Annotated in this window: 23 protein-coding genes; 5 read left to right on the forward strand and 18 right to left on the reverse strand. The window is 34.5% G+C overall.

Annotated features, from left to right (window positions below):
• Positions 1–13: 13 nt before the first annotated feature.
• From QJV49_RS04180 to QJV49_RS04200, 5 genes are all read right to left on the reverse strand, one after another.
• On the reverse strand, positions 14–811 hold the full coding sequence (locus QJV49_RS04180; RefSeq protein WP_225511876.1) for a DUF1803 domain-containing protein: 798 nt from the start codon (positions 809–811) through the stop codon (positions 14–16).
• Positions 811–1,755, reverse strand: coding sequence for a manganese-dependent inorganic pyrophosphatase (locus tag QJV49_RS04185; RefSeq protein ID WP_003130319.1), 945 nt, complete (start codon positions 1,753–1,755; stop codon positions 811–813). The genes QJV49_RS04180 and QJV49_RS04185 overlap by 1 nt, the downstream gene beginning before the upstream one ends.
• Positions 1,756–1,959: 204 nt before the next feature.
• Positions 1,960–2,754 carry a pyruvate formate-lyase-activating protein gene (pflA, locus tag QJV49_RS04190; protein ID WP_225511875.1) on the reverse strand — a complete coding sequence of 265 codons (795 nt, stop codon included), beginning with the start codon at positions 2,752–2,754 and terminating at the stop codon, positions 1,960–1,962.
• Positions 2,755–2,970: 216 nt separating this feature from the next.
• The gene (locus QJV49_RS04195; RefSeq protein ID WP_225511873.1) at positions 2,971–4,308 is read right to left on the reverse strand and encodes a hemolysin family protein; all 1,338 of its coding nucleotides are present in this window, start codon (positions 4,306–4,308) and stop codon (positions 2,971–2,973) included.
• Between the two features lie 121 nt (positions 4,309–4,429).
• Positions 4,430–5,545, reverse strand: coding sequence for an AI-2E family transporter (locus QJV49_RS04200; protein WP_225511872.1), 1,116 nt, complete (start codon positions 5,543–5,545; stop codon positions 4,430–4,432).
• A 148-nt stretch (positions 5,546–5,693) separates the two neighbouring features.
• Here QJV49_RS04200 and QJV49_RS04205 point away from each other — a divergent pair, with 148 nt between their 5' ends.
• Both QJV49_RS04205 and QJV49_RS04210 read left to right on the forward strand, forming a co-directional pair.
• Positions 5,694–6,143 carry a GNAT family N-acetyltransferase gene (locus QJV49_RS04205; RefSeq protein ID WP_225511870.1) on the forward strand — a complete coding sequence of 150 codons (450 nt, stop codon included), beginning with the start codon at positions 5,694–5,696 and terminating at the stop codon, positions 6,141–6,143.
• A gap of 625 nt (positions 6,144–6,768) precedes the next feature.
• Entirely contained in the window at positions 6,769–7,215 is a 447-nt protein-coding gene (locus tag QJV49_RS04210; RefSeq protein ID WP_241892018.1) for a hypothetical protein, read from the forward strand.
• Between the two features lie 23 nt (positions 7,216–7,238).
• Here the strand turns inward: QJV49_RS04210 and QJV49_RS04215 are convergent, their stop codons facing one another.
• Both QJV49_RS04215 and QJV49_RS04220 read right to left on the reverse strand, forming a co-directional pair.
• Positions 7,239–9,407 (reverse strand): glycoside hydrolase domain-containing protein, encoded by a 2,169-nt coding sequence (locus tag QJV49_RS04215; protein ID WP_225511868.1) that lies wholly within the window; start codon positions 9,405–9,407, stop codon positions 7,239–7,241.
• Between the two features lie 99 nt (positions 9,408–9,506).
• Positions 9,507–9,854 (reverse strand): DUF722 domain-containing protein, encoded by a 348-nt coding sequence (locus QJV49_RS04220; protein WP_225511867.1) that lies wholly within the window; start codon positions 9,852–9,854, stop codon positions 9,507–9,509.
• Between the two features lie 603 nt (positions 9,855–10,457).
• Here QJV49_RS04220 and QJV49_RS04225 point away from each other — a divergent pair.
• A complete protein-coding gene (locus QJV49_RS04225) occupies positions 10,458–11,033 on the forward strand; it encodes a helix-turn-helix domain-containing protein (RefSeq protein WP_225511866.1) in 576 nt (191 codons plus the stop codon).
• 11 nt (positions 11,034–11,044) lie between these two features.
• Positions 11,045–11,629 carry a hypothetical protein gene (locus QJV49_RS04230; RefSeq protein WP_225511865.1) on the forward strand — a complete coding sequence of 195 codons (585 nt, stop codon included), beginning with the start codon at positions 11,045–11,047 and terminating at the stop codon, positions 11,627–11,629.
• 138 nt (positions 11,630–11,767) lie between these two features.
• Here the strand turns inward: QJV49_RS04230 and QJV49_RS04235 are convergent, their stop codons facing one another.
• Positions 11,768–12,349: a uracil-DNA glycosylase family protein gene (locus QJV49_RS04235; RefSeq protein WP_225511864.1), complete on the reverse strand. Its 582-nt coding sequence runs from the start codon at positions 12,347–12,349 to the stop codon at positions 11,768–11,770.
• 321 nt (positions 12,350–12,670) lie between these two features.
• Positions 12,671–15,493: an excinuclease ABC subunit UvrA gene (gene uvrA, locus QJV49_RS04240; protein ID WP_225511863.1), complete on the reverse strand. Its 2,823-nt coding sequence runs from the start codon at positions 15,491–15,493 to the stop codon at positions 12,671–12,673.
• 358 nt (positions 15,494–15,851) lie between these two features.
• Between uvrA and QJV49_RS04245 the strand changes: the two genes are divergently transcribed.
• Complete coding sequence (locus QJV49_RS04245) at positions 15,852–16,166, forward strand: GIY-YIG nuclease family protein (protein ID WP_225511862.1); 315 nt, start codon at positions 15,852–15,854, stop codon at positions 16,164–16,166.
• A 13-nt stretch (positions 16,167–16,179) separates the two neighbouring features.
• Here the strand turns inward: QJV49_RS04245 and QJV49_RS04250 are convergent, their stop codons facing one another.
• From QJV49_RS04250 to QJV49_RS04290, 9 genes are all read right to left on the reverse strand, one after another.
• The gene (locus tag QJV49_RS04250; RefSeq protein WP_225511861.1) at positions 16,180–17,529 is read right to left on the reverse strand and encodes an amino acid permease; all 1,350 of its coding nucleotides are present in this window, start codon (positions 17,527–17,529) and stop codon (positions 16,180–16,182) included.
• Between the two features lie 607 nt (positions 17,530–18,136).
• Positions 18,137–19,054, reverse strand: a complete 918-nt coding sequence (locus tag QJV49_RS04255) for a Gfo/Idh/MocA family protein (protein WP_038601917.1) — start codon at positions 19,052–19,054, stop codon at positions 18,137–18,139.
• Positions 19,055–19,085: 31 nt separating this feature from the next.
• Positions 19,086–19,721 (reverse strand): thiamine diphosphokinase, encoded by a 636-nt coding sequence (locus QJV49_RS04260; RefSeq protein WP_010906154.1) that lies wholly within the window; start codon positions 19,719–19,721, stop codon positions 19,086–19,088.
• Positions 19,718–20,065 (reverse strand): nucleoside triphosphate pyrophosphohydrolase family protein, encoded by a 348-nt coding sequence (locus QJV49_RS04265; RefSeq protein ID WP_225511860.1) that lies wholly within the window; start codon positions 20,063–20,065, stop codon positions 19,718–19,720. The genes QJV49_RS04260 and QJV49_RS04265 overlap by 4 nt, the downstream gene beginning before the upstream one ends.
• Positions 20,066–20,089: 24 nt before the next feature.
• Positions 20,090–20,545: a hypothetical protein gene (locus QJV49_RS04270; RefSeq protein ID WP_225511859.1), complete on the reverse strand. Its 456-nt coding sequence runs from the start codon at positions 20,543–20,545 to the stop codon at positions 20,090–20,092.
• A 140-nt stretch (positions 20,546–20,685) separates the two neighbouring features.
• Positions 20,686–22,029, reverse strand: coding sequence for an asparagine--tRNA ligase (gene asnS / locus QJV49_RS04275; RefSeq protein ID WP_225511858.1), 1,344 nt, complete (start codon positions 22,027–22,029; stop codon positions 20,686–20,688).
• A gap of 207 nt (positions 22,030–22,236) precedes the next feature.
• A complete protein-coding gene (locus QJV49_RS04280; protein WP_003130296.1) occupies positions 22,237–22,548 on the reverse strand; it encodes a hypothetical protein in 312 nt (103 codons plus the stop codon).
• A complete protein-coding gene (locus tag QJV49_RS04285) occupies positions 22,545–23,726 on the reverse strand; it encodes a pyridoxal phosphate-dependent aminotransferase (RefSeq protein ID WP_225511856.1) in 1,182 nt (393 codons plus the stop codon). The genes QJV49_RS04280 and QJV49_RS04285 overlap by 4 nt, the downstream gene beginning before the upstream one ends.
• Entirely contained in the window at positions 23,723–24,166 is a 444-nt protein-coding gene (locus QJV49_RS04290) for a DUF5590 domain-containing protein (RefSeq protein ID WP_225511855.1), read from the reverse strand. The genes QJV49_RS04285 and QJV49_RS04290 overlap by 4 nt, the downstream gene beginning before the upstream one ends.
• Between the last annotated feature and the right edge of the window lie 80 nt (positions 24,167–24,246).

Consider the following 24,246-nt stretch of genomic DNA (forward strand, 5'->3'; position numbering starts at 1 on the left):
TTATTCTAATAGTCTATTTGTCTCCAAGTGAGATGAATGACTCAATAGCTGTGGTTTGTTGAATTTGAGCAATAATGAAAGATTTAGCATCAGCATATTTCTGCTCTGGAATCACTTGTTCTGAAAATTTCAAAAGACATTTGTATTCTTTTTCCGAAATTTTTTCAATATACTTATATTTTTCTAGCACATCGACAAAAATATCCGGTTTAGATTTGACAACTTCTTTACGCATAAATTTCAAAAGAAAAGTAGTCATATACTTAAGCGCATATTCTGGGTCAACATCGCCAATCATTTGATAAACCTCTGTTTCAAGCGGAGTCAAAGGTAAATTCTTGGCCACTTTATCAAAATAATTGGCAAGTGATTGTGGAATTTCAGTATTCTGTGGATATTCTTTGTAAGAAAAAGATGTCATGAAATTCAAGATAACTTGATTCGTTTGATTAGCCAAAGATTGATAAAGCATACTTTGGGATAATAGCTTTTCAATCCGTGACTCCTTTTCAATAAAAATTGGAGGTTCGTAGATATTTTTCTGCGGTTCAGCAATTTTGTCTTTTAAAGTTTCCCAATCAAACTCACTGTCATTAAAAACATGAAAGCCAAGCGAGTAACGTTTATCAGAACGTAAGATTAACCCAGCAGCAATAAATGAGTCAATTTGCCGGTCAATATTTTTTACGTCAGCAAAATCTTTATGAATCTGTCTGAGCATAACTTCATCATGTTGTGCTAAATATTCTATCAAATCTTTAAAAAAGGGCTGACTTGTCAGCCGATTTTCATTATAGATTTTAATAGTCATTATTTATTGAAGCTTTCAGTCAATTGTGGAACAACTTGTTTTTTACGCGAAACAGCACCAGCAAGGAAGGCGTGGTCATCTGCAAGTGTAAAGTTGAAAGCTGCTTCTGATTTTTCTGGGTGTGCACCCAAAGCAATGATTTCAGAGTTTGAGTTAACGATGTCAGTAATCATAAAGACAAAGTCATCATATCCATTTGCTGTCATTGAAGCATTGATAGCTGCTTTAATATCTGACAGACGTTCTAAAACTTCTGGAATATCAACTGTATTAACTTGTGCAATACGCACATTTGAACCATTCAATTCAAAAGTTTTTGCATCAATATCAATCAATTCTTCTGCTGTTTTAGTTGATAAATTTGTTCCAGCTTTAAGCATTGCAAGTCCATACTCTTCAAGGTTAACACCAGCAATTTCAGCAAGTTCTTTAGCAACTTTGTGGTCTGTTACATGAGTCGTTGGTGATTTCAAAAGCAAAGTATCTGAAATCAAACCTGAAAGTAAAAGTCCAGCAACTTCTTTAGGAATTTCAACATTTGCTTCAAGGAATTTACGGTAAACAATTGATGACGCAGAACCAACAGGTTCAACAGTCATAAACAAAGGAGCTGCTGTATTAAAATTAGCCACACGGTGATGGTCAACTACTCCATAAATTGTTAAATCTTCAATATCAGAAATTGATTGTTGGAACTCATTGTGGTCAGTCAAAATTACTGTATCCACACCCTCTTCTTTTGCTGATTTTACTACACGTGGAGCTTTCACGCCAAAGTAATCCAATACGAATTGTGTTTCTTCATTTGGAGTTCCAAGGGCAACTACTTCAGTGTTAAGGGCACCATTTGGACGGTGGTTGCTCAAATATGAAAATCCATATGATGAGCCGATAGCGTCAGTATCAGGTTTTTGATGACCAAAAACAAGTATTTTATCAGACATTTTTTTACCTCATTTTAAAAATTTTAATTCCCATTTCAACTTCTAGTTTTGGCTAAAAATTGTTTGGGTTATCATCCCTTAAATTATACCAAAAAATGGCTGATTAAGCACATTTTCATTTTCATTTAGGACTGATTTTATCCGATTGTTCATTTTGTAAAATAAAAATGAATCTGAATAACTTCAAATTCATTTTTTATTCTTTTATCTTATACGTTCTAAGTAATCTTGATAAGATTCTGTATTCATGATTTCTTTAGCATTATGAACACGATCTTTTGTTGGAGGTTTCACACCTTCAAGCGGATATTTCCAACCTAATTCACGCCATTTAAATTCACCCATTGTATGGTAAGGTAAAATTTCAAATTTCAAGACATTTTTTAAGGTTTTTACAAATTCACCTAATTGAACCAAATCTTCATCAAAATCACTTTCACCAGGAACAAGAACGTGACGAACCCACATTGCATTACCACGGTCTGATAAATACTGTGCAAAAGCTAAAATATTATCATTTTTATTAGCTGTCAATTCTTTGTGACGTTCAGGATTCATTTCTTTAATGTCTAATAATACTAAATCGGTATAATCTAGTAATTCATCAATTTTTTCAGTTACATATTTGTCAGTCAAATAAGGTTGAGCAGCTGTATCAAGTGTTGTATGAATACCGAGAGATTTTGCATATTTGAAAAGAGCTAATACAAAGTCAATTTGAAGGAGCGCCTCACCACCAGAAACAGTAATTCCACCTTTTTCTCCCCAAAAACCTCTAAAACGAAGCGCCTCATCCATAACATCTTCTACGGTACGCTCTGTCGCTTTATCTGACTTTAATGCCCAAGTATCAGGGTTGTGACAATACTTGCAACGCATCCGACAGCCTTGCATGAAAATAATAAAACGGACCCCAGGACCATCAACAGAACCAAAAGATTCAGTTGAATGAATCAGTCCAGTAACTTTTTTAAGTTCATCTATATTCTCTGACATCATCTTCTCCAATTCAAAACACTATTTTACACCCCTATCATACCGCAATTCATTGATTTTATCAAATCAAATTCTGTCAGTAAAAGTTACGAATAAGGGCTCTGTCAGTAAAAATTTTTAGTAAATTATTTCTTGTCAGCACCTAAATGTAAGGGCTTATCTAAATAATTATCAGTTTTATTCTATAAAAAAACTGACAGAATTTCTGTCAGTAATTTTTTAAATTTCTGTTTCTTCTGGTTCGACATCAAATTCAACACGAAGTTTAACCACGCGTTTTCCAGAGACTTCTAAACTTGTCAGTGAAAAATGGTCTTCATCATTGTCTACTTTGCAGACAATTTGTTGTCCTTTGGCTGGAATTTTACCAGTTGTCGCTAAGAAATAACCCGCAATTGTATCGACGTCATTGCTTTCAAGATGTGTATCAAATTCTTCATTGAAGTCATTCAAGGTCATTTTCCCTTGAACAACATAGAGATTTTCACCGATTTTGAAGACTTCTTCTTCAGCAATATCGGTTTCGTCATCAATTTCCCCAACGATTTCTTCTAGTAAATCTTCTAAGGTAACTACACCTTCAACACCACCGTATTCGTTTAACAATACAGCCATTTGATTTTGAGTTTTACGCATTTGACGCATCAAGTCATCAACAAAGATTGTTTCAGGAACGAACAAAGGTTCTTGAAGAATTTCTCGTAAGTCAATATCATCAAAACCATGGTCAAAAGAATATCTTAAAAGTTTTTTCACATGTAAAATTCCCAGAATATTATCTTTGTCATCATCATAAACTGGCACCCGTGAATAAGTTTCATTTAGGATAGCGGTAATATTTTCACGTGAATCATCATTAATATCAATCATGAAAGCATCCGTTCTTGGAACCATGATTTCACGTGCAACCAACTCGTCTAAGCTGAACACGCCAGTAATCATTTCGCGCTCATTAGCGTCAAGTGCTTCATCATTTGTATTAAGTAAATACTCAATTTCATCTCGAGTCATCCCTTCATCCAAATCATCAAATTTCATTGGAGTCAATCGGCTTAAGACATTTGTTGAACTTGCCAAAAGCCAAACGAAAGGTTTCATCACTTTTCCCAAAAATTGGATAGGTGGTGCAACTCTAAGAGCCATCTTTTCTTTAAGATTTTGGGCAATTCGTTTTGGATAAAGTTCACCAAACACGAGTGAGACATAAGTTAAGACAGCTAAAACAATAATTTGAGCCAAAGTTTTAGCTAGAGTTGTTCCACCTAACAGTGGAGCTAAACGAGAAGATAAGGCTTCGGCCAAACTAGCCCCCGCTAAAATATTAATCAAAGTAATCCCAATTTGAATCGTTGAGAGGAAATTACTTGGTTGATTAAGGATATTAACAAGGTTGATATATTTCTTATCACCTTCGCTAGCCTTTTGTTCTACTTTCGTCCGGCTGAGACTGACCATGGCCATCTCACTGGCTGAAAAGAAGGCATTTAAAGCTGTTAAAAAAATAAGTAAAAGAATCTGCAAGAGTATCGATACACTCTCGGGATCAGGGTTTGACATTAGTGCTCCTTGAGAAAAATATTATAGTGTTTATTTTTAACACTCAAAACTTTGCCAACTCAAATTTAATGAAAATGAGAGTTAACAATTTAGATAGAATTATTATATCATATTTTTGTTCTCATTTTGAAATAATTTTTCTTTGTTCGGCTTTATGATTATTATAAAGGCTATTGGCAAATTTAACAATCTCTTTGACTAAGCAATAAGCAGGAACGGCGATAATCATCCCAAGAATTCCATATAGACTTCCAGAAATTAACATTAAAATCATAACAGTTACAGGATGAACTTTAACGGCTGAGCCCACTATTTTAGGATAAACTAGATTACCGTCAAGCTGTTGCAAGACAAGCACATAGATAACGGCAATGAGTGCTGTTATTGGTCGATTAAAGGCCACCGTTACTATCATCGGTAAAACACCAATATATGGTCCCGCATAAGGAATGAGATTCGTTACTCCAGCAAAGAGTGCGAAAAGAAAGGCATAAGGAATCCCAAGAACCATGTAACCAATAAATACAACAATAAAGACAAGCAAGGCATCAAGCGCAACTCCTGAAATATAACGTGAAATCGTATGATTCATATTTTCAAGAAGTTCAAAGATATTCAATCTATCTTCGGTCAAAACATTTTCCTTCAAAAACGGAATAATCTTTTCACCATCTTTAAGCATATAGTAAAGTAAGATTGGTACCAAAATCATTACCATAACAATACTTGTAATGATACCAACGATACTTCCAACACTAACCGTGATACTATTAAGCAAATTGTGCAAAATATCAGTGTACGAAATATTTAACTTTTCAACAAGACTATTAACATCAAGTTGGTCGTAGATTTGAGCGAATCGTGGATTATGTTGAAGCCCTTCGATCCAATCCTTAACTTGGGGATAAGCTTTTCCAGTTGCATTAATTAGACTTGTCAACTGTGAAATTAAACTTGGAATGACTGAGGCAATTGCAAAAATAATCATTCCTAAGATTAATAAAAGAACAATAAAAATTCCTAATACCTTTTTTATTCTTAACTTTTCTTCCATGAAAGTAACGACAGGATTAAAAACATAATATAAAAATCCTGCAATAATAAACGGAACAAATAAGAGCGTCAACAATGTTTTAATGGGTTGAAATACAAAATCAATCTGAGACAAAAGAAAGATTAACAAGGTTACTGCTAATATCTCCACTGTCCAGAAGAATAATTTACTATTTTTGAACATAAATTTCCTTTATTTAATTTATTTTTGTCTTTCTTAAAATAAATGATTGAATAATTGTTATTTTAAATAACTTATTTCTGCTATTTTTAGAATATTTATATTATAATAAATCCAAGGCTTTTAAGCAAACTAATCTTTAGGAGAAATTATGGAAATTAGAGTAACTCGTGATACTATGTCTGATATTTATTTTGATGCTTTACGGATTCGTAATCAAGTTTTTGTAAAAGAACAAGGTGTTCCTTATGAACTTGAAGTTGGAAATGCTCTTGAAGAGGCCTCTTCTGTTCATTTCGTTCTTTATGACAATGGTCTTGCCAAAGGAACTGTTCGTTTGCTTGCTGATTTGGATGAAAAAACAGCGCTAATTCAACGAATGGCTATTTTAAAAGAAGCAAGAGGTCATGGTTATGCAAAACTTTTAATTGATCGTCTAATTGAATTTGCTAAAGAAAGCAAATTAAATAAATTAGAACTTCATGCACAGCTTTCTGCCAAAGGTTTGTACAGCAAATATCAATTTAAAGAAGTTGGAGAAATTTTTGAAGAAGCTGGTATTCAACATATTCAAATGGAAAGAACTAACTTTGATAAATAATACTTAAAGACGCTTATTATTATTTATTTTGATAGCTGATTTTGTATGCGCAATATATCTTTACTTAAGGAATAATAAAAGCCTGATTAATGTCAGGTTTTATTTTATAATTTATTTTTGTTTAATCAAATTGGTAAGTTACTCACAAAAGTTTTCAAACGAAAGAATAAATAATTAATGACAATATAGAAAAGTAAATCTTTAAAATTCTATTCTTTAAAGGATTATAAAATTTCAGTAAATAATCATTCATCGAGCTCAATTAATGTAGAAATCGAAAATGATAATACCCTTTCAATAAACGGTAACATCAGTGTTTTTTTTTACCCTCGTAAATAAGTTCTAAGTTTATTATGAATGAGGAGACTTGTAATTATACTTTGTTTAAGTCTATTAGTACTTGTAATTTTATTATCAAAAATCTCATAAAAAGTTAAAGTATTGACTAATCATTTAGTTTATATACACTTTTATATTGTTTTATCGTATAATGTAAATAAATAATAAACGGAGAATTTATATGTTTGTATCTCACTTTAGTAAGTGGACGTGGTTCAAGATTTATCTCACTTTTTATCATTCTGCATATTGGAAATATTTTCTTCCTCGGAAAAATAAGCAACTTATGATTTTTGGTCTTTTACTTGCATTTCCAATATCTCTATTCTTGTTAAAAGATTATTTCTCTTTTGTAGCTTGTTTTTGGGTTCTTATGTTATTGATTCCTTTAATTTCTCCTGCTATGTTCCTATTTTTATATTCTCCTAAGACACTTATCTGTTATAAAGAATATCCTTCAGAAGATTTCCAGCAAAAGATTAAAAACTCTTTTGCTGATAAGAGTAATACTTCACTTAATTTTTACAGAAATACTTTAGACAAAACTTATGACCTATTACTTGAGACTCCAAAGTACTATTTTATCTATAAAAATTATAAAAAATCATTAGTCCCAGAACCTTCTGTCATTTTAGTGATTAATAAAAATGAGAATCAATCAGAATTAGATAATAGAAATCAAAATTTTTTAAAATTTATCCAACCCAAATGTAAAAAATATATAAAAAAATGACATCATTTCTGATGTCATTTTCTTTAGACTGTTATTGCCTTAGTAATGAATGTAAGTAAGAAAGCTGCTACTGCCCCTACAACATCTACTGGGGCTGTAGCCCCAATAACCAGAACTGCAACAATAATCAGTGCTGCAACCCCAATTACTTCCAAAAATTTTGGTACGAGTGCCAATACATCAGAAGCGAGCCCTGATACCTTTTCGGTTACAAAAGCAAGAGGGTCAAATTCGATTTCTAATGTCATTGAGAGCTCTCCGCTCAAAGGTTTTTCATTTACTTTTTGAACATTGTAAGTAAGAGTCAACTTAAATATATTTTGATCACTTGTGCTCAATTTAAAGCTTAAATTACCAGCGTTAAATGACGAAGAAATCGTTGAATTACCAAGTTTATCAATAACCAAGTCGGCACCAACTGATGGAAGATGGAAAGTTTTTGCTAGGTAGTCTTTCAAACTTACGGAATCATCTGATACAATTTTTCCATTTTTAATATTAAATGAGGGACCATTGCCTTCTTTTTTAAATACAGTTGCTGCAGAAGTAGTTATTTTTAAATAAGGTTCATCCAAGACAACAACTGATTTATCGAATTTAACTTTTCCTTGAAATAATTTACCAGAGGTAATGGAGTCAAGTGCATCTTGTGGCATAATTGTCCTATCAGGATTTTGATCAAATTTGGTATATCCTTTATCCTTCCCAGAAGAGGCACCTTGATCAATAGGCGTTCCCCCAATTGGGTATTCAATAAATTGATCAAAAGCCCAATTATCAGGCATTTTATATCCTAGATTTCCACTCCAACCATAAGACATATTAGAAACAAAACTATACTTCATTCCTAACTTTTCACCATGTAAACAAACATTACGCGTCCCGTAAATTCCAGGGTAAAATTCTGTTGCGGCTAATCCATTAACAACACCAATCATATATTGTCCGGCTGTCCCGTCAATATCGCCTTCTTGTAGATCAACATCAACTGCAAAATAGATCGTTGCACCTTCTGGAAAGCCTAAGTCTCTTGCTGCTTTCGATGCAAGAAAGGCATCTTTATAGCCTTGATAGATTGTAAAGTAGTCCTCCTCATAACCTCCATCTTCATAAATAGGAAAAGTACTGAGACCAGCAGATACAATTTTATTTATTTCATCTGTTGTTAATTTTTTATCACGTTTATCTGAACCTGTTCCAACAGAACCTGTTAAATAACGACCGATAATTTGGAAACCAAACTGCTTGAAATTCAAAATATCTTGATTGGACAATTGGGTAGAGGTATCTAACGCGTTTGAATTACGATTTGTATTCCCATTACTCGTCAATAAACCTTTAATAATGGTTAGATTAGCAACTCCCGTTGAATAGTCGGTAGAATCATAATTCATAAATGAAGCAAATTTTGTTACTTCTGAAGCGACTTTATCAGAGTAATTGCCATCAAAAACACCTGATTGATAAAATCCATTGACATATAGACCATATTGCAAAATCTCTACAAAGCTTCCTGAATCACCACTTTGTAAAGTGGGAGTTAATTCAACTGTCTTATTTCCATAGTTTCCATTTGCGAATGGTTTTCCCTCTATTGCTTCAGATTCTGGAGGTAGCCCTTCTTCTGATTGCAGTGCATAAATTAAAGCAGTATTTGTTGCACGTTGATAAATACCATCGCAAGGTAAAATACCAAAATAACTATTATAATTCACATTCAACCATTGTTGCATTCCGCGAATTTTTTCATCTCCCCCTTCAACAATTACAAAAGCGCTCATATCAAACAAAGCTTTTGCCCATTTAGAATTAAAGTCTCCATCTCCATTTGGAAACCCTGCCTCATTCTGAAGCTTTGTCAGTGCTTCTTGAGTATAATTAGAAAATTCACCATTTAAACCTCCTGGGCCAATACCTTTACACCAAAACGCCCCTTGAAGGAGATAAACAATATTTCCTTTGTAACCTTCTTTGAGTTTAGGGACGACTTTTTCATCATAACGCTTACTTGTTTCCTCACCAAAGTTATCGGAGAGTTCTGTGATGCCTAACTCATGTTGCAAACCACGTATGAGCGCGTAGATTGTTGTCCAGCCTGTTTTCCCATCCTCAGTAACTTTCTTAAAGCCCGAAACGTTTCCATAGGCTTTATTCAACCATTGTTGTGTCTCCAGTACCATTTCATCTGCCATTTACTTTACCTCTAAATTAAGTAATTTACTTAATCCTTTCTTTTTAATGGTTACATTATGACATGAAAAAGCGGAAAAAAACGGGAAAATTATGGGAAATTATTTTTCAATGAGCGAAGCCTTTAAATTTTTCCTAAGGTCTTTTTTGAATTTCACATATTGCTTACGAGCAGTACTTTCTTCGACACAAACTCGATTGCCAACATTTATCCAAGTCAAGTGGTATTTAAAACGGGCAATAATAATCTGTTTAATCAGTAAGCCATCAATTGAAACCATCATCCCGTCTAATACCGCTTTTTGAACACATTTTTTTTGATAATCAAGATCACTTTCAAGTATGCGTTCGTTACCTATCGATTCATTTGCTTCTTTTCTACAATTAATCTTCACCTCCAACATACCAGTTATATAATCACTCATCAATTCATCAAGCGAATCTCCCATAGCTTCCTCCTTCAATTTTTTATTAACATGCCCTAAAAATCTTTTTATTTTGTGTCAGGCTCTTATTCAGCTTTCTCTCTAATAAGTGTCACACGCGCTAGATACCTTTTTCATATCGTCCTTATCATGGAAGCTTGATTTTATAAATTCCTTTTATTTTCCTTAACTATCCGGCAACTTCCTATTCTGGAAAGCTCTCTTCTCCTCCAGAAATAATTGATTAAGACTATACTATTTGGAACTAGTCCATCCCATATTATTGGTATTCTCCATTTCCTTTATTAATATTTTGATAAAAAATACTTTTTAACCAGTGTGTTATTGTTAAAATCTTGGTGATAATATTTCTGACACACCAACTTATCCCTATTTATTTTTTCTTAACTTTAATGTCTTTAAGCTTTTCTAATACAGATATAAATAAATAATTTACTAAAATTAGACGATTATTTATAATCTCTATCATCTAATTCTTAAATTTATTATAATACTGTTTAAACAGTATGTCAAGAGAGATTATATGCAATTTATTAACCCCATTGATTTATACTGTTTAATTCGTTATAATAACGGTAGAATAAATTTCAAGAAAGTGATGAAATAATGGGAAGAGGAACTTTAACACCTCAAGAAGAGGAATTAAAAAAACTTATTTCTAATAATATTAGACAAAAAATAAAAGAAAAAGGAGTTTCGCAAGCTGAATTTGCTAGAAAAGCTGGAATTCCTCCAACAACATTATCCGGCTATATAAAAGGAGTCACAAGACCTAATGCGGGTAATCTTCAAAAAATTTCTGATAGCTTAGGAATATTAAAATCTGATATTGATCCTTCATATAAAAAAGGCTACTCTTTAGAGGAATGGCAAAGTAAGCAAGAACAAACTTCAACTGTGGCCGAAATAGTGGAAGTCAGCAAGTCCCTAAATGATATACGGCAGGAAAAAGTTCTTAGTTTTGCTAAAAATGAAAAAAAAGATCAAGAAAAAGAAAGTACAAAAATTGTTGCTTTGAAAAATGGAGAACAAAACCAAACTGTTGATCTAGCTGATTTAGTAGATGATAGCAAAGTTGATTGGGATAAATGGGTTTCATTTGACGGCAAACCTTTGACTGATGAAATAAAAAATGCCATGAAACTTGCTCTTGGAAAACGTTTGGAAGATAAGGATAAATAAGGAGGTTTTCTATGGGCAGACAGGAGCTTTTAGACTATCTCCTCAAAGAAATTGAAAAATGTGGCTTTGAGATTTTTGCAGTAGATACTTTTCCAATGGCTGCGGTGGTTAATGTGGATAACAAAATAATGGTATATAATTTCAAGGATGCTTCTCCTTTTGAAGTCGCTCATGAACTGATCCATATTCTTAATAAAGACAATCATCGTGGAGAATACTTCGACGCAATAAACCCGCAAGAGGTAAGAGCAAACCATGAAGCGATTCTTCTTCTCTGGGAGATATTTGAAGCTAATGGCGGAAGTTATGAATATTTTAATGTCTTTGTTGATACGACAGATGCACCTTTTGAATTAGCTTATTCAATTATCAGCAAAGAATATTCGGAAATGCACCAAGCAATTACTGAAATATTTGAGGATGAAATCAAAGTCACTATTAATAAACAGGAAATGCATGACTATATTGTTGATTATATTAGCTATTTTGATGTGATTGAATCGGTTAATATTTATCAATTTTTGGACCATTACCATCTGAATCATTGTTTGTATGAATTAGCGGAAAAAGAATTTCAGAAGATATCCTATGGATAGAACTGGCATAATTTGAATACATTTGCTTGAAATCTGAAAATAGTGATGTCAGAAAAATATATTGAGTAATTGGACATAAAAAAAGTTACTAACATACTGTCAGTAACTTTTTTTTATTACTGACAGCCTGTCAGTAATTTATTTCATTAATTGAGCAACTCTTTTTTTTAGTTCTGGTAAAAGTTCAGGCTCAAACCACGGATTTTTAGCTAACCAAATATTATTTCGTGGACTAGGATGAACAAGTGGAAAATATTTTGGTAAGTAGGCTTCAAAATCACGAATGACTTCTGTGGTTTTTGCTGATGATTTTAAATTTAAATAATATTTTATGGCATAAGAACCTACTAAAATAAAAAGTTCAATCTCAGGCATTTCTTCTAAGAGTACTTTATGCCATTTTTGTGCAAAACCTGCCCGAGGTGGCAGATCACCTGATTTTCCTTTTCCAGGAAAATAAAAATCTAAAGGCAAAATAGATATTTTGTTTGACTCATAAAAAGTGGTTCGGTCAATTCCAAGCCAATCACGCAGGCGGTCACCTGACGGATCATTCCAAAAGAGTCGTGATTCTTGTGCTCGAATGCCTGGCGCCTGACCAATAATACAAATTTTTGCCTCTTTATGGACAGAATAAAGAGGCTCTATCCCTTCTTTTGTATATTTTTCGTTTTGTGGGTCAGCTTTAATCGCCTCAAAAATTTCTTTAAATTTATCCATTTTCTTTCCTTAAAAGCGTAATCTAAGTTTATAGATTACGCTTTTTATTGTAAAATTTACTGACAGAAATCTTATCTGATAAATATTTCTAACATGATTCCTGTCAGTAAAATGCGAAGCATTTTATCGGTGAATAAAGGAATTGTCAGCTATGCTAGCAGTTCTATCAAATGCGACCAAAGGTGAACATTTTATGGGCACTTCTGTCAATTCGATTATCGAACTAAGTATTTTAATTACAGATGAACAAGCTGACAGTTCTATCAACCATAAGCACTTACTGATAAGTCTTTTAATTACAAGTCTAAATTTCCATCAGTCTTATTTTTCCAATTTTTCTTTCAAATACTGACCAGTATAGCTGTCAGCAACTTCTGCTACCTCTTCGGGTCTTCCTTTGGCAATAATTGTTCCACCACCAGCACCACCTTCTGGTCCTAAATCGATGATATAATCTGCTGTTTTAATGACATCCAAATTATGCTCAATGACGACAATTGTATTTCCTTGTTCAACCAAACGATCTAAGACTTGAATCAGGGTCGCAATATCTTCACTGTGCAAACCAGTTGTTGGTTCATCCAGGATATAAAAAGCTTTACCATTTGAACGTTTTTGTAATTCAGAAGCTAATTTCATCCGTTGAGCTTCCCCACCTGATAAAGTAGTCGCTGGTTGTCCAAGCGTCACATATCCCAAACCTACATCAACAATCGTTTGAAGTTTTCGTTCAATTTTTGGAATATGACGGAAGAATTCCAAACCATCAGACACGCGCATATCGAGTACTTCTGAAATATTTTTTCCTTTATAATGAACTTCTAAAGTTTCTGAATTGTAGCGTCTGCCGTGGCAAACTTCACATGGAACATAAACATCCGGCAAGAAATGCATTTCAATTTTGATGATTCCGTCCCCAGAACAGGCTTCACAACGTCCACCTTTAACATTGAATGAGAAACGTCCTTTTTTATAACCACGAATTTTTGCTTCATTTGTATTGGCAAATAAATCACGGATGTCATCAAAGACGCTGGTATAAGTAGCCGGATTTGAACGTGGAGTTCGACCAATTGGACTTTGGTCAATATCAATCAAACGCTCAATTCCTTCATAACCGGTAATTTTTTTATGCTTACCAGGTTTATCTGAGTTGTGATTCAATTTTTGAGCTAATGATTTCTTTAAAATACTGTTAACTAAAGTTGATTTACCAGAACCAGAAACCCCAGTTACAGCCGTCATAACTCCCATTGGAAACTCAACGTCAAGATTTTGCAAGTTGTTCTCGCTTGCACCTGTAATCTTGACCATTTTTTTCTTATCAATGGCTCGACGTTTTTCAGGAACTGGAATGGCTCTTTTCCCTGACAAGTATTGCCCTGTCAGTGATTTTTTATTTTTCATGACTTGTTTTGGTGTTCCAGAGGCAATAATTTCGCCTCCTAAATCACCTGCCCCAGGGCCAACATCAATAAGCCAATCGGCTGCCATCATCGTGTCTTCATCATGTTCAACGACAATTAAGGTATTTCCTAAATCACGCATCTTTTGTAAAGACTCAATCAGTCTGTCATTATCTCTTTGATGTAAACCAATGGAAGGTTCATCCAAAATATACAAAACACCTGATAAATTTGAACCAATCTGTGTCGCTAAACGAATACGTTGTGACTCTCCACCAGAAAGTGTTCCGCTTGAACGCGATAGCGTGAGATAATCCAAACCAACATTTTTCAAGAAAGTCAAACGATCTTTAATTTCTTTCAAAATAGGTTTTGCGATAATTTCATTATTTGCAGAAAGAACCAAACTATTCACATAATCAAGCGTATCGCCAATTGACAGAATTGAAAACTCAGCAATATTTTTCTCTCCCACTTTAACAGAAAGTGCTTGATCATTTAAACGATAACCATGGCAAGTCGTACAAGTCAATTCGGTCATGTAAGAACGCGCCATTTCTCTAGCTGACTCGCTCATTCCTGAACGATAACGACGCCAAAGATTAGGAATGACCCCAACAAAGGTCATATCTTGGTCACGTAATCCAAAATCTCCTTCGTGAAGAAAATGGAAAAGTTTATCTCCGTTTCCATATAAAACAATTTGTTGTTCTTTTTCTGACAGTTTTTCCCAAGGCGTATCTAAATCAATGCCGAACTGCTCCATTGCTTGCTCTAAAAGAGCAGGGTAATAAGTTGAGGCTTTCCCATACCAATAGACAATTGCTCCTTCACGGAGGGTTTTGCTTGTATCAGGAATCAATAAATCGACATCGGGTTCCAATTTGACCCCTAAACCATCACAATCTGGACATGAGCCAAAAGGAGCATTGAATGAGAAGAGACGTGGTTCTAATTCCGGAACAGTAAAGCCGCAAACTGGACAGGCATAAAATTCACTAAATAAAAGCTCTGAACCATCCATTTTATCAACAATAACATAACCCTCAGCCTGATGAAGCGCAGCCTCTACAGAGTCAAACAGACGTGAACGAATTCCTTCTTTTACAACAATACGGTCAATGACAATTTCAATGTTGTGCTTTTTATTTTTATCAAGTTCTGGAACTTCTGAAATATCATAAACTTCACCGTCAACACGAACACGAACATAACCATCTTTTTGGATACGCTCAAACATTTTGACATGAGTCCCTTTTTTGGTACGCACGACAGGAGCGAGAATTTGCAAACGAGTTCTTTCAGGAAGTTCAAGAATTTGTTCAACAATTTCTTCAACTGACTGTGCCGAAATTTTTCCATGACCATTCACACAATATGGCGTCCCAACACGGGCGTATAATAGACGCAAATAGTCATTAATTTCCGTAACCGTTCCGACTGTTGAACGAGGATTTTTAGAAGTTGTTTTTTGGTCAATAGAAATTGCTGGCGACAAACCATCAATTGAATCAACATCTGGCTTATCCATATTTCCTAAAAACTGTCTGGCATAAGCTGACAAAGATTCGACATATCGGCGTTGTCCTTCTGCATATAAAGTTTCAAAGGCAAGAGATGATTTCCCAGACCCTGAAACCCCAGTAACAACAACTAATTTATCTCTTGGAATTTCGACATCTATATTTTTTAAATTGTGCTCACGTGCACCGTGAATAACGATTTTATCTTGTGGCATTTATTTTTCCTTTATTACTTCATGCTAGGTTTAGAGTTGGGTCCCCTATTTCTCATTTTAACTCCCCTAAAAAAATTAGCTGAAAAGCAAAATGGTTCTTGTTAAGTGAGCAAAGCTCACAAATAAATTTGGACACGTTCTCTAAACAATTAGTTTATGAGTCTAAAATGATTTTCCTTTTTATTTAAATTTATATCCTTCAAATGATAAACATTTGTTATATTAATTGATGGGCTATAAATTATAAGTGACTATCTCTATTATACCACGAATGGAAGCTAGCTCTTAACTTTGGCTACACGAAATGTTATAATCATTTTATAAGCATTTACCATTTTAGAAATCTAGGATAATTTTCATGGGTACTCATTTTACATATGTTTTACAGTGTGCCGACCAAACACTTTACTGTGGCTATACCACTGATTTAGAAAAAAGACTTGCCACTCATAACTCTGGTAAAGGGGCGAAATACACAAAAACAAGATTGCCAGTTAAGCTGCTTGCCTCTGTTGATTTTGATAATAAAAATGATGCCATGTCTTGTGAATGGTGGTTTAAACATAAACTTGTTCGCAAGCAAAAATTGTCACTTATCAAAAATGATTTAATCAAAGAAAAGTTTATTGAATACCTAGAGCTCAAACAAAAGAAAAACATTCATTTAAAATGAATGTTTTTTATTATTATGCTTTTTTCTTTCGGTAAGTAAAGTAAGAAAGGAGGCAAATCACTAGAGCAAAGACTGACAAAGTCCATGGATTAGTGACAATTTGCATGATGAAGATAATCGTTAAAGCAATAAGCACAACAAGTGTTGCCAACTTAACAAACCAATTCGTTACTTCTTTATGTTTAAAATATAAAACAAGAGCAGCGACTAAAAGCAGAATCCAAACAATTGAAATCGTAAATGAAATCGAACCAGCCACAAATTGCCAGAATCCATCACCCAAAATTGCTGACAAAAGTACACCAATAAACAAAACAAATGATGAAACTAAAATCGCATTCGTTGGGACTTGGTTTTTAGATAATTTGCCCAATCTTTGACCTACATAAGAATTTGAACCTTGAATGCGTGAATAGAGTGAGCGAGAAGTGGCATAAATTGCTGAGTTAACAGCTGAGAAGATCGCGATGACAATGATTACGAGAACGATTTTATCAGCATGTGGAATTCCTACTCGAGCAAAAATTGTAGCAAATGGACTTGCTGCATCTGGATTTGAAACTTCGCTCCATGGCAATAATTGCAAGAATAAAAAGATTGGAATAACATAAAAACTAATAATCCGAATTAAAACACCTCGAATAGCTCTCGGAATCGCTACTTTTGGATTTTCCGTTTCAGCAACTGTAATTGCTGCCAATTCAGAACCACCAAATGAGAAAATAACAACCAATAATGAAGTTAAAAATCCTGAAAAACCATTAGGAGCGAAGCTTGGTGCTGTACTTTTAGTTGATCCTTTTTGAGCAGTATCAGCAACAAAACCAAGATGAGCATCATTAATAACTAATAAATAAATTCCGAGTGCAATTAAAATTAAAATAACAGCGACTTTAATAAAGGCAAGCCAATATTCCGTTTCGGCAAAAGCTCTAACTGACCAGAGATTGATTGCGGTTCCAAGAACTGCTACAATCAGGGCGAAAACCCATAATGGTACTCCAGGAATTAACATGGCAAGGAAAGTCGATACCCCTGCTTCTTCTGCAATTAGGACGGCCATCCAAGTTGCCCAGTAAACCCAGTCCGCAAAATGCGCCCAGTGGTCTCCAATAAAAGGAGCAACAACTCCGGCCATTCCAGCCTTATGTTCATCTTGATGGATAACCATTTTCCCAACACCATACATGACAACATAAAGTGTCAGTCCAGCTAAGATGTATGAGAGTAATACACTTGGCCCAGCCTGTGCGATGACTTTTCCAGAACCCAAAAATAGTCCTGAACCAATCGCTCCCCCAAGTGAGAGCATAACAATGTGGCGAGTCTTTAAAGCAGACTTCAAGCCTGTAGAATTTTCCATAAAATTCCTCTTTTCTAATGTGTGAAAGCAAAGCTTTCTTTTATAAGTTCCCTTCCATTCATCTAGCAAAACCCTGCTTGGAGTCGGTCTTTACGATTAATTTTACTTTAGAGTCGAATGAAAGGGTAAAAAAAATTAAAAAAGAAAGACCAGATAGTTTTTACTATCCGGTCTTCTTTGAATCCCGGCGCAGAAACTTGAGTATACTCAAAAGTTGTATCTACGCCAATTGCATAAACACAAACTATCTGCACCAAAAATAAAAGACTGTAGATTGTTGTGTTTTCATGCGGACTCCTTTTCTTAATTTTTTAATAATTATACTTTTTTATTGACAATAATGCAAGGCTCAGACTAAAAAAATGCTGACAGAAATTTTTTTAACTCTGTCAGCCATTTTAAGATAGGCTAATATTTCTGTCAGAGGATAGCTGTTACTGCTTTGCCCTTTTATCATTCATTTGCGACTTGCGTTGGTGCTTTAGCACCCTACAACAAGTGGGCATTCGAGCGCAGCGAAGATTAGCGGATAAAGAAAATGGATAGCTCAGTGCAAAGCCCGTAGATAGTTGTTTACAGATACGTTAGTATTTCTGTCAGTAACTTTTCATTTTAACATTTGGTCAATGATTTCGTGGGATTTTAGAATATTTTCTTGTTTAAGTTCTGTCAGTAATTCCTGACGATTTTGACCATCAAATTTTTCAACCGCTAGAACCATGGCAGAAATGATTTCATCAAAACCACGATTGTATGTCGCACTTTGCCAACCACTTATTCCAAATTTTTGACGGTCAATTCCTGTAAATTTTTCAAGTTCGCACAGTTCTGACAAGCGAAGGCTTTCTCTAGGACTTTCTACTGTAAATTCTTCAGTAAAGGCGCCAGCTTCTAAGTTCATTGTGGCAATTCCACTCGTTGTCGCTGTTTCTAGCATAACAATTGCTCTTGTTAATTGCCCGTCTTGATTCTTCTTTAATGAATAATTGACTTCTAAAATCTCATCATCTAGCAAATAAATCAAGGTGTCCAGAGGGTGAATAAAAATATCGTACATTGAAAATGTAATTTTTTCACTGGCAGAATTTGCTAAATTTTTACTTACTTTCACCATATTTTTATCTGGGAGAGCTTTTAATTTAGCTGTTTGTGGTGCAAATCTGCGATTAAAAGCGACGACAAATAAAGTATTATTTTGGTCAGCAATTTTTTGCAATTCTTTTACTTCGGCTAATTTTTCTGAAACAGGTTTATCCATTAAAACAGGAACTCCCGCTGACAAATATCTTTTAGCTAACTCAAAATGTTGGGAAGTTGCCGCATGAATAATAACCAAATCCACAGTTTCTAGTGCTGACAAGTCCTCTGTCGCATATTCAAATTTATAATGTTTGCGAACTTCTTCAGCTTTTTCCCACTGACGAGAATACAAAATAAAACGATGGTCCGCCTGCATTTTCGCATAAACTGGTAAATAAGCCTTACTTGCAATATTTGATGTTGCCCCAATGACTCCAATAATCATACTTTTTCCGTTCTCCTTAACCTCTTATTATTTATTTTTTATGCGAATCGCCTGAATAAATTACAATGACCATTCCCTGATTGAATGAAACTTTCATTTGGTCACTGATAAATTCATTACTAGCATAGATTTGACTAAAATTATCCTCTGCTTTCAAAGGATATTTTGCTTCTTCAATGGCTAAACTATCCTTTGTTTCTACTTGAACAAATCCAACATATTGGTAAGTTAGCTTTCTCTTTAGTAAATGCTGACCAGGCAACAAATAGGTCACCAAATTTTGTCGGTCAACTAAAGTCATTTTTGGAGCGAGGGCTTGATATTTTGGTCGTGTTGCTAAATAAGCATTGGTCAGTAAATGGTCCAAACGTCCACCTAAAGCACCAGCAATTACAATTTCCGCATCAGCAAAATACTCTAAAACAAAATCTAAAGCCGCTTCTAAATCTGTCAAATCTTTTTCAGCAGGCAATTTAATCAATCTGTCAGTACTGACAGAAATTTTTTCAAGTTCAATTTTACTGACAGAATCAAAATCACCAATTGCTAGAGCCAATTGATAACCTTTTTCCACTAAAAATAGTGACCCTCTATCCACACCAATATATTTATCAAAACTTTCATTAGGTATAAAATCTGGCAAACCAGCCACAATCAATATTTTCATCTCTCATCCCCTGAGCCTGAAATTTTGCCACGACTCAATCGACTCTCTAATTTTTCAATATTTTCGCTCGCAATTTGTTCAAGAGAAATTCCTAGATAACGCGCACTCGTTGCTACATACCAAAGAACATCACCAAGCTCTTGACCGATGGCCTTTTTATCATTGAATGACAGCTTTCCCTCTTGGTCACGGATGACTTTTTTTACCTTGTCAGCAACTTCACCTGCTTCACCAGATAATCCCAAAATTTTATCCACAAATGCAAAATCTATTTCATTTTGACTCTCTATTTTTTCATTCAAATCAAATTTGATAATTGCTTTTTGGTAAGCATCTAAATCCATTTTCTCCCCTTTAAGATTACAAAATTACTTTTTAAATTTTTTTCTCATTTTCACTTCCATAAAAATATCAGCTAAAATTGCCAAAACCATTTCCTGATAGTCCGCTTCGTCAACCAAAGCATGACGTAAACAACCTTGTTCATAATAAAGGTCACAAAGTTGTCTAAAAAGTCTGTGGTATTGTGCCACTTCATCTGGCAATCCCCGCATATTTTCATAAGCCATATTGACAAATAATAAAAGCATCACCTCTTCATCAAGATTTTCTGGCTTGATCAAATATGAACTGTAGGAACTAATAACAAACTCTGCAATAAAATCGGCCACAAACTGCGAATCAAGATAATCATATTCATAAATCTCGTAAGTCATCAAAGCTCTTTCAGCCATTCGCTCAGCCAACTGTCTTGTTGCCAAATCTATCATCGCTTCATATTCGTCATCCGACCACTTCATCCGAGGTTCTTCTTTATTTTTCATAAGTTTATTATATCACAGTCTTGCAAAGGCTATCATTATCCAAATTTATTAATCATTTCATACAATATTCTTTTAAAGTTGGCATTGAAACTCTTAATAATAAAAATAAAAAAACCTTAAAATAGGTTTTTTTATTTTTATTAAGGTTGGATACGGTTAATCATCCGTGGGAATGGAATTGCTTCGCGAATGTGTTCTGTACCAGCGACAAAAGTGACCATACGTTCAAGACCAAGTCCGAAACCAGCATGAGGAACTGAACCAAATTTACGAAGTTCTAAATACCAATCATAATCTTTAGGATCTAAACCGAAATCAGCAATTTTCTTAAGTAATAAATCGTAATCTGTTTCACGTTCTGAACCACCGATGATTTCACCATAACCTTCTGGAGCCAAAAGGTCAGCACACAAAACTCGTTCTGGATTGCCAGGTACTGGTTTCATGTAGAAAGCTTTGAAACTTGCAGGATAGTTGACGATAAATGTTGGAACTCCATAGTAATTTGAAATCCATGTTTCATGAGGCGATCCGAAGTCATCCCCATGTTCTACATGTTCATAATCTGTATCTTCATCATTTTCGTGTGCTTGCAACAAATCAATAGCATCATCATAAGAAACACGTTTGAAAGGTGTATCAATATACTTTTGCAACATGCTTGTATCACGTTCAAGTGTTTCAAGAGCATAAGCAGCATTATCCAAAACACCTTGAATCAAAGCTTTCACATAAGCTTCTTGAATATCTAATGATTCATCATGAGTAACAAAAGGATATTCTGCATCCATCATCCAAAATTCTGTTAAATGACGACGAGTTTTTGATTTTTCAGCACGGAATACTGGTCCAAAGTCGAAAACACGTCCAAGAGCCATCGCTCCGGCTTCAAGATAAAGTTGTCCTGATTGTGACAAGAAAGCAGGATTACCGAAATAATCTGTTTCAAAGAGTTCTGTTGTATTTTCAGCAGCATTTCCTGAAAGAATTGGACTATCAAACTTAATGAAGCCATTTTTCGCAAAGAAATCATAACTTGCATAGATAATTGCATTACGCACTTGCATCATTGCCATTTGGCGTTTTGAACGCAACCATAAATGACGGTTATCAAGGAGGAATTCAACGCCGTGTTCTTTTGGCGTAATTGGATAATCATGTGATTGACCAATCACTTCCAAATCAGTCACATCAAGTTCATAACCAAATTTTGAACGTGAATCTTCTTTAACGACACCTGTCACATAAACTGAAGTTTCTTGTGAGAGATGTTTAATTTCATCAAATTTAGCTGTTCCTTCTTCTTCACCATATTTTTCAATCATATTTGGTTTGAAAACAACAGCTTGGAAAAATGCTGTTCCATCGCGAAGTTGAAGAAATTGAAGTTTCCCTTTACCTGATTTGTCAGCAACCCAAGCGCCGATTTTTACTGTTTCACCAACGTGGTTTTTGACGTCGATGATTGAAATTAAGTCTTTCATAAATAAGTCCTTCTATCTATATTTCTATTTTTTAATTTTTTTAGAATACCTCTAAAAACTGCTTTTTGATTTGTGAGCGGATTTTTTATCTGCTAGGAAATCAGACGAAGGCGGTGCGGGCACCGTCTAGGAGGATTGATAACGCAGACAGAAAAATCTGACACAAAGCGGAAATTTGAATTTTTAGTGGTGTCCTTACTAATACTTTTATAACTTTTCAAGCCAGATTTCTTTTAAAGTTTTTAAATCTTCTTTGAATTCTTTAGTGGTTTGGAGCTCATCTTTTTCTAATTCTTCAAGAACTTCCAATTCAAAATCAGCTGTTTTCGCTGCTTTTTCAATGGCATAAGGTAAGCCAATTCCCGTTTTTTTGGCAAATTCAAAACGATTTTTTACACCTGCTAAATCTGGTGCTATATCAATATAGCGTTCATTCGTTTCGAGATTCTTATAAGCAACAACTGCTCCAACTTTTTTTGAAAGTTTATAGGCCGATTTTGCTTCTTTCTTATCGATCATTCATTCATCCAATCTTTTAAACGTGCCACTGCAACTTCTAAATTTTCAAGACTGGTTGCATAGCTCAAGCGCACATTTTCTGACGAACCAAAACCCGCTCCTGTAACCAAGGCTACACCTGCTTCTTCAAGAATAGCAGTTGTAAAATCAGTCACATCTGTATAACCCTTCATCGCCATTGCCTTAGTCACTTTCGGGAATAAATAGAAAGCACCATTTGGTTTTACAAGTTCAAACCCCGGAACCTCAGAAAGTTGACCATAAATGATATTTAAACGTTCTTCAAATGCTGCATGCATTATCTCAAAACTATTATCTCTTTCTTCAAAAGCTTCTATTGCTGCGTATTGAGCAACAGCAGTTGGATTTGAAGTCGTTTGGCTTGCAATCTTAGTCATCGCAGAAATAATTTCTGGATCACCTACAGCTAGCCCAATCCGCCAACCAGTCATTGCAAATGTTTTAGAAACACCATTAATCACTGTCGTTCTTTTCTGAATTTCATCAGATAGACTTGAAATTGCTGTAAATTTCGCTCCATTATAAACTAAGCGATGATAAATATCATCTGCCAAAATTAATAAATCATGGGCAACTGCCCACTCTCCAATGGCTGTCAATTCTTCTTTGGAATAAATCATTCCTGTTGGATTAGAAGGTGAATTGAGTAATAAAATTTTACTTTTACTTGTTCTTGCTTCTTCTAATTGCTCAACCGTAACTTTGAAATTATTTTCTTGCTTGGCTTCTACAATTACCAGATTTCCTCCAGCCATTTTCACTTGGTCAACATAAGAAACCCAGTAAGGAGCAGGAATGATCACCTCATCGTCAGGGTCAACAGTTGCCATAAAGTAAGCATAAAGGGCAAACTTTGCTCCAGCTGTAATCAATATTTCATTTGGTTGAACTTCATAATTATAAAAACGCGTCCAATAATGTTGAACTGCATTTTTTAATTCTGGAAGTCCACCAGCTTGTGTATAGAAGCTCGCCTTGCCATTATCGATTGCTTCAATGGCTGCTTGACCAATTATTTTTGGTGTTGGAAAGTCTGGCTGACCAAGTGTCAGGTCAATAATATCTCGCCCTTGTGCTTTTAATGCTTTTGCGCGATTTGCCGCAGCAAGAGTTACGGACTCATCCATTTTTAATACAAAATCAGAATTTTTTTTCATATCAACTCTTTTCCTGACTCAAAGTCATAAACTTTAAAACCATTGCTATTATTTACTTCCCAAGCCGGTTTCCCTTTGTAAAGTGCCAAGACAACTGATTTAGTATCTTTTGTCGTTAGACTTGCTGGTGAAATCCCTTGCGATAATTTAACTTCTTTAATTTTACCAGATTTTTTTGGAATTAGAATTCCAATTTCTTGATTCGCTTTATTAAGGCCAACAATTGAATAAGTCACGGTGTCAGTTGTAGCAATATCAAACCCTGTTGCTTTAACTAAATCTGTTTTTTCTGTGGCAATGTCAATCGCTTGCGCTCGAACGGAATGATAGGGACTTAGACTCTTCCAAAAGAAAAGACTGATAGACAAATAAATGGCTAAAATTATCACTAAAATTCCAATTATAATTTGCGAATGTCGAGTCATTTTTCGCTTTTTCATATTTTTCTTCTTTCAAAATTTGAGAAAATCTTTTTTTCAAAGATTATTTGAAGGCTTATTAGTAAAATTTCTCATGATTA

Origin of the sequence: Lactococcus sp. NH2-7C (assembly GCF_029953655.1) — a bacterium.
Lineage (GTDB): Bacteria > Bacillota > Bacilli > Lactobacillales > Streptococcaceae > Lactococcus > Lactococcus lactis.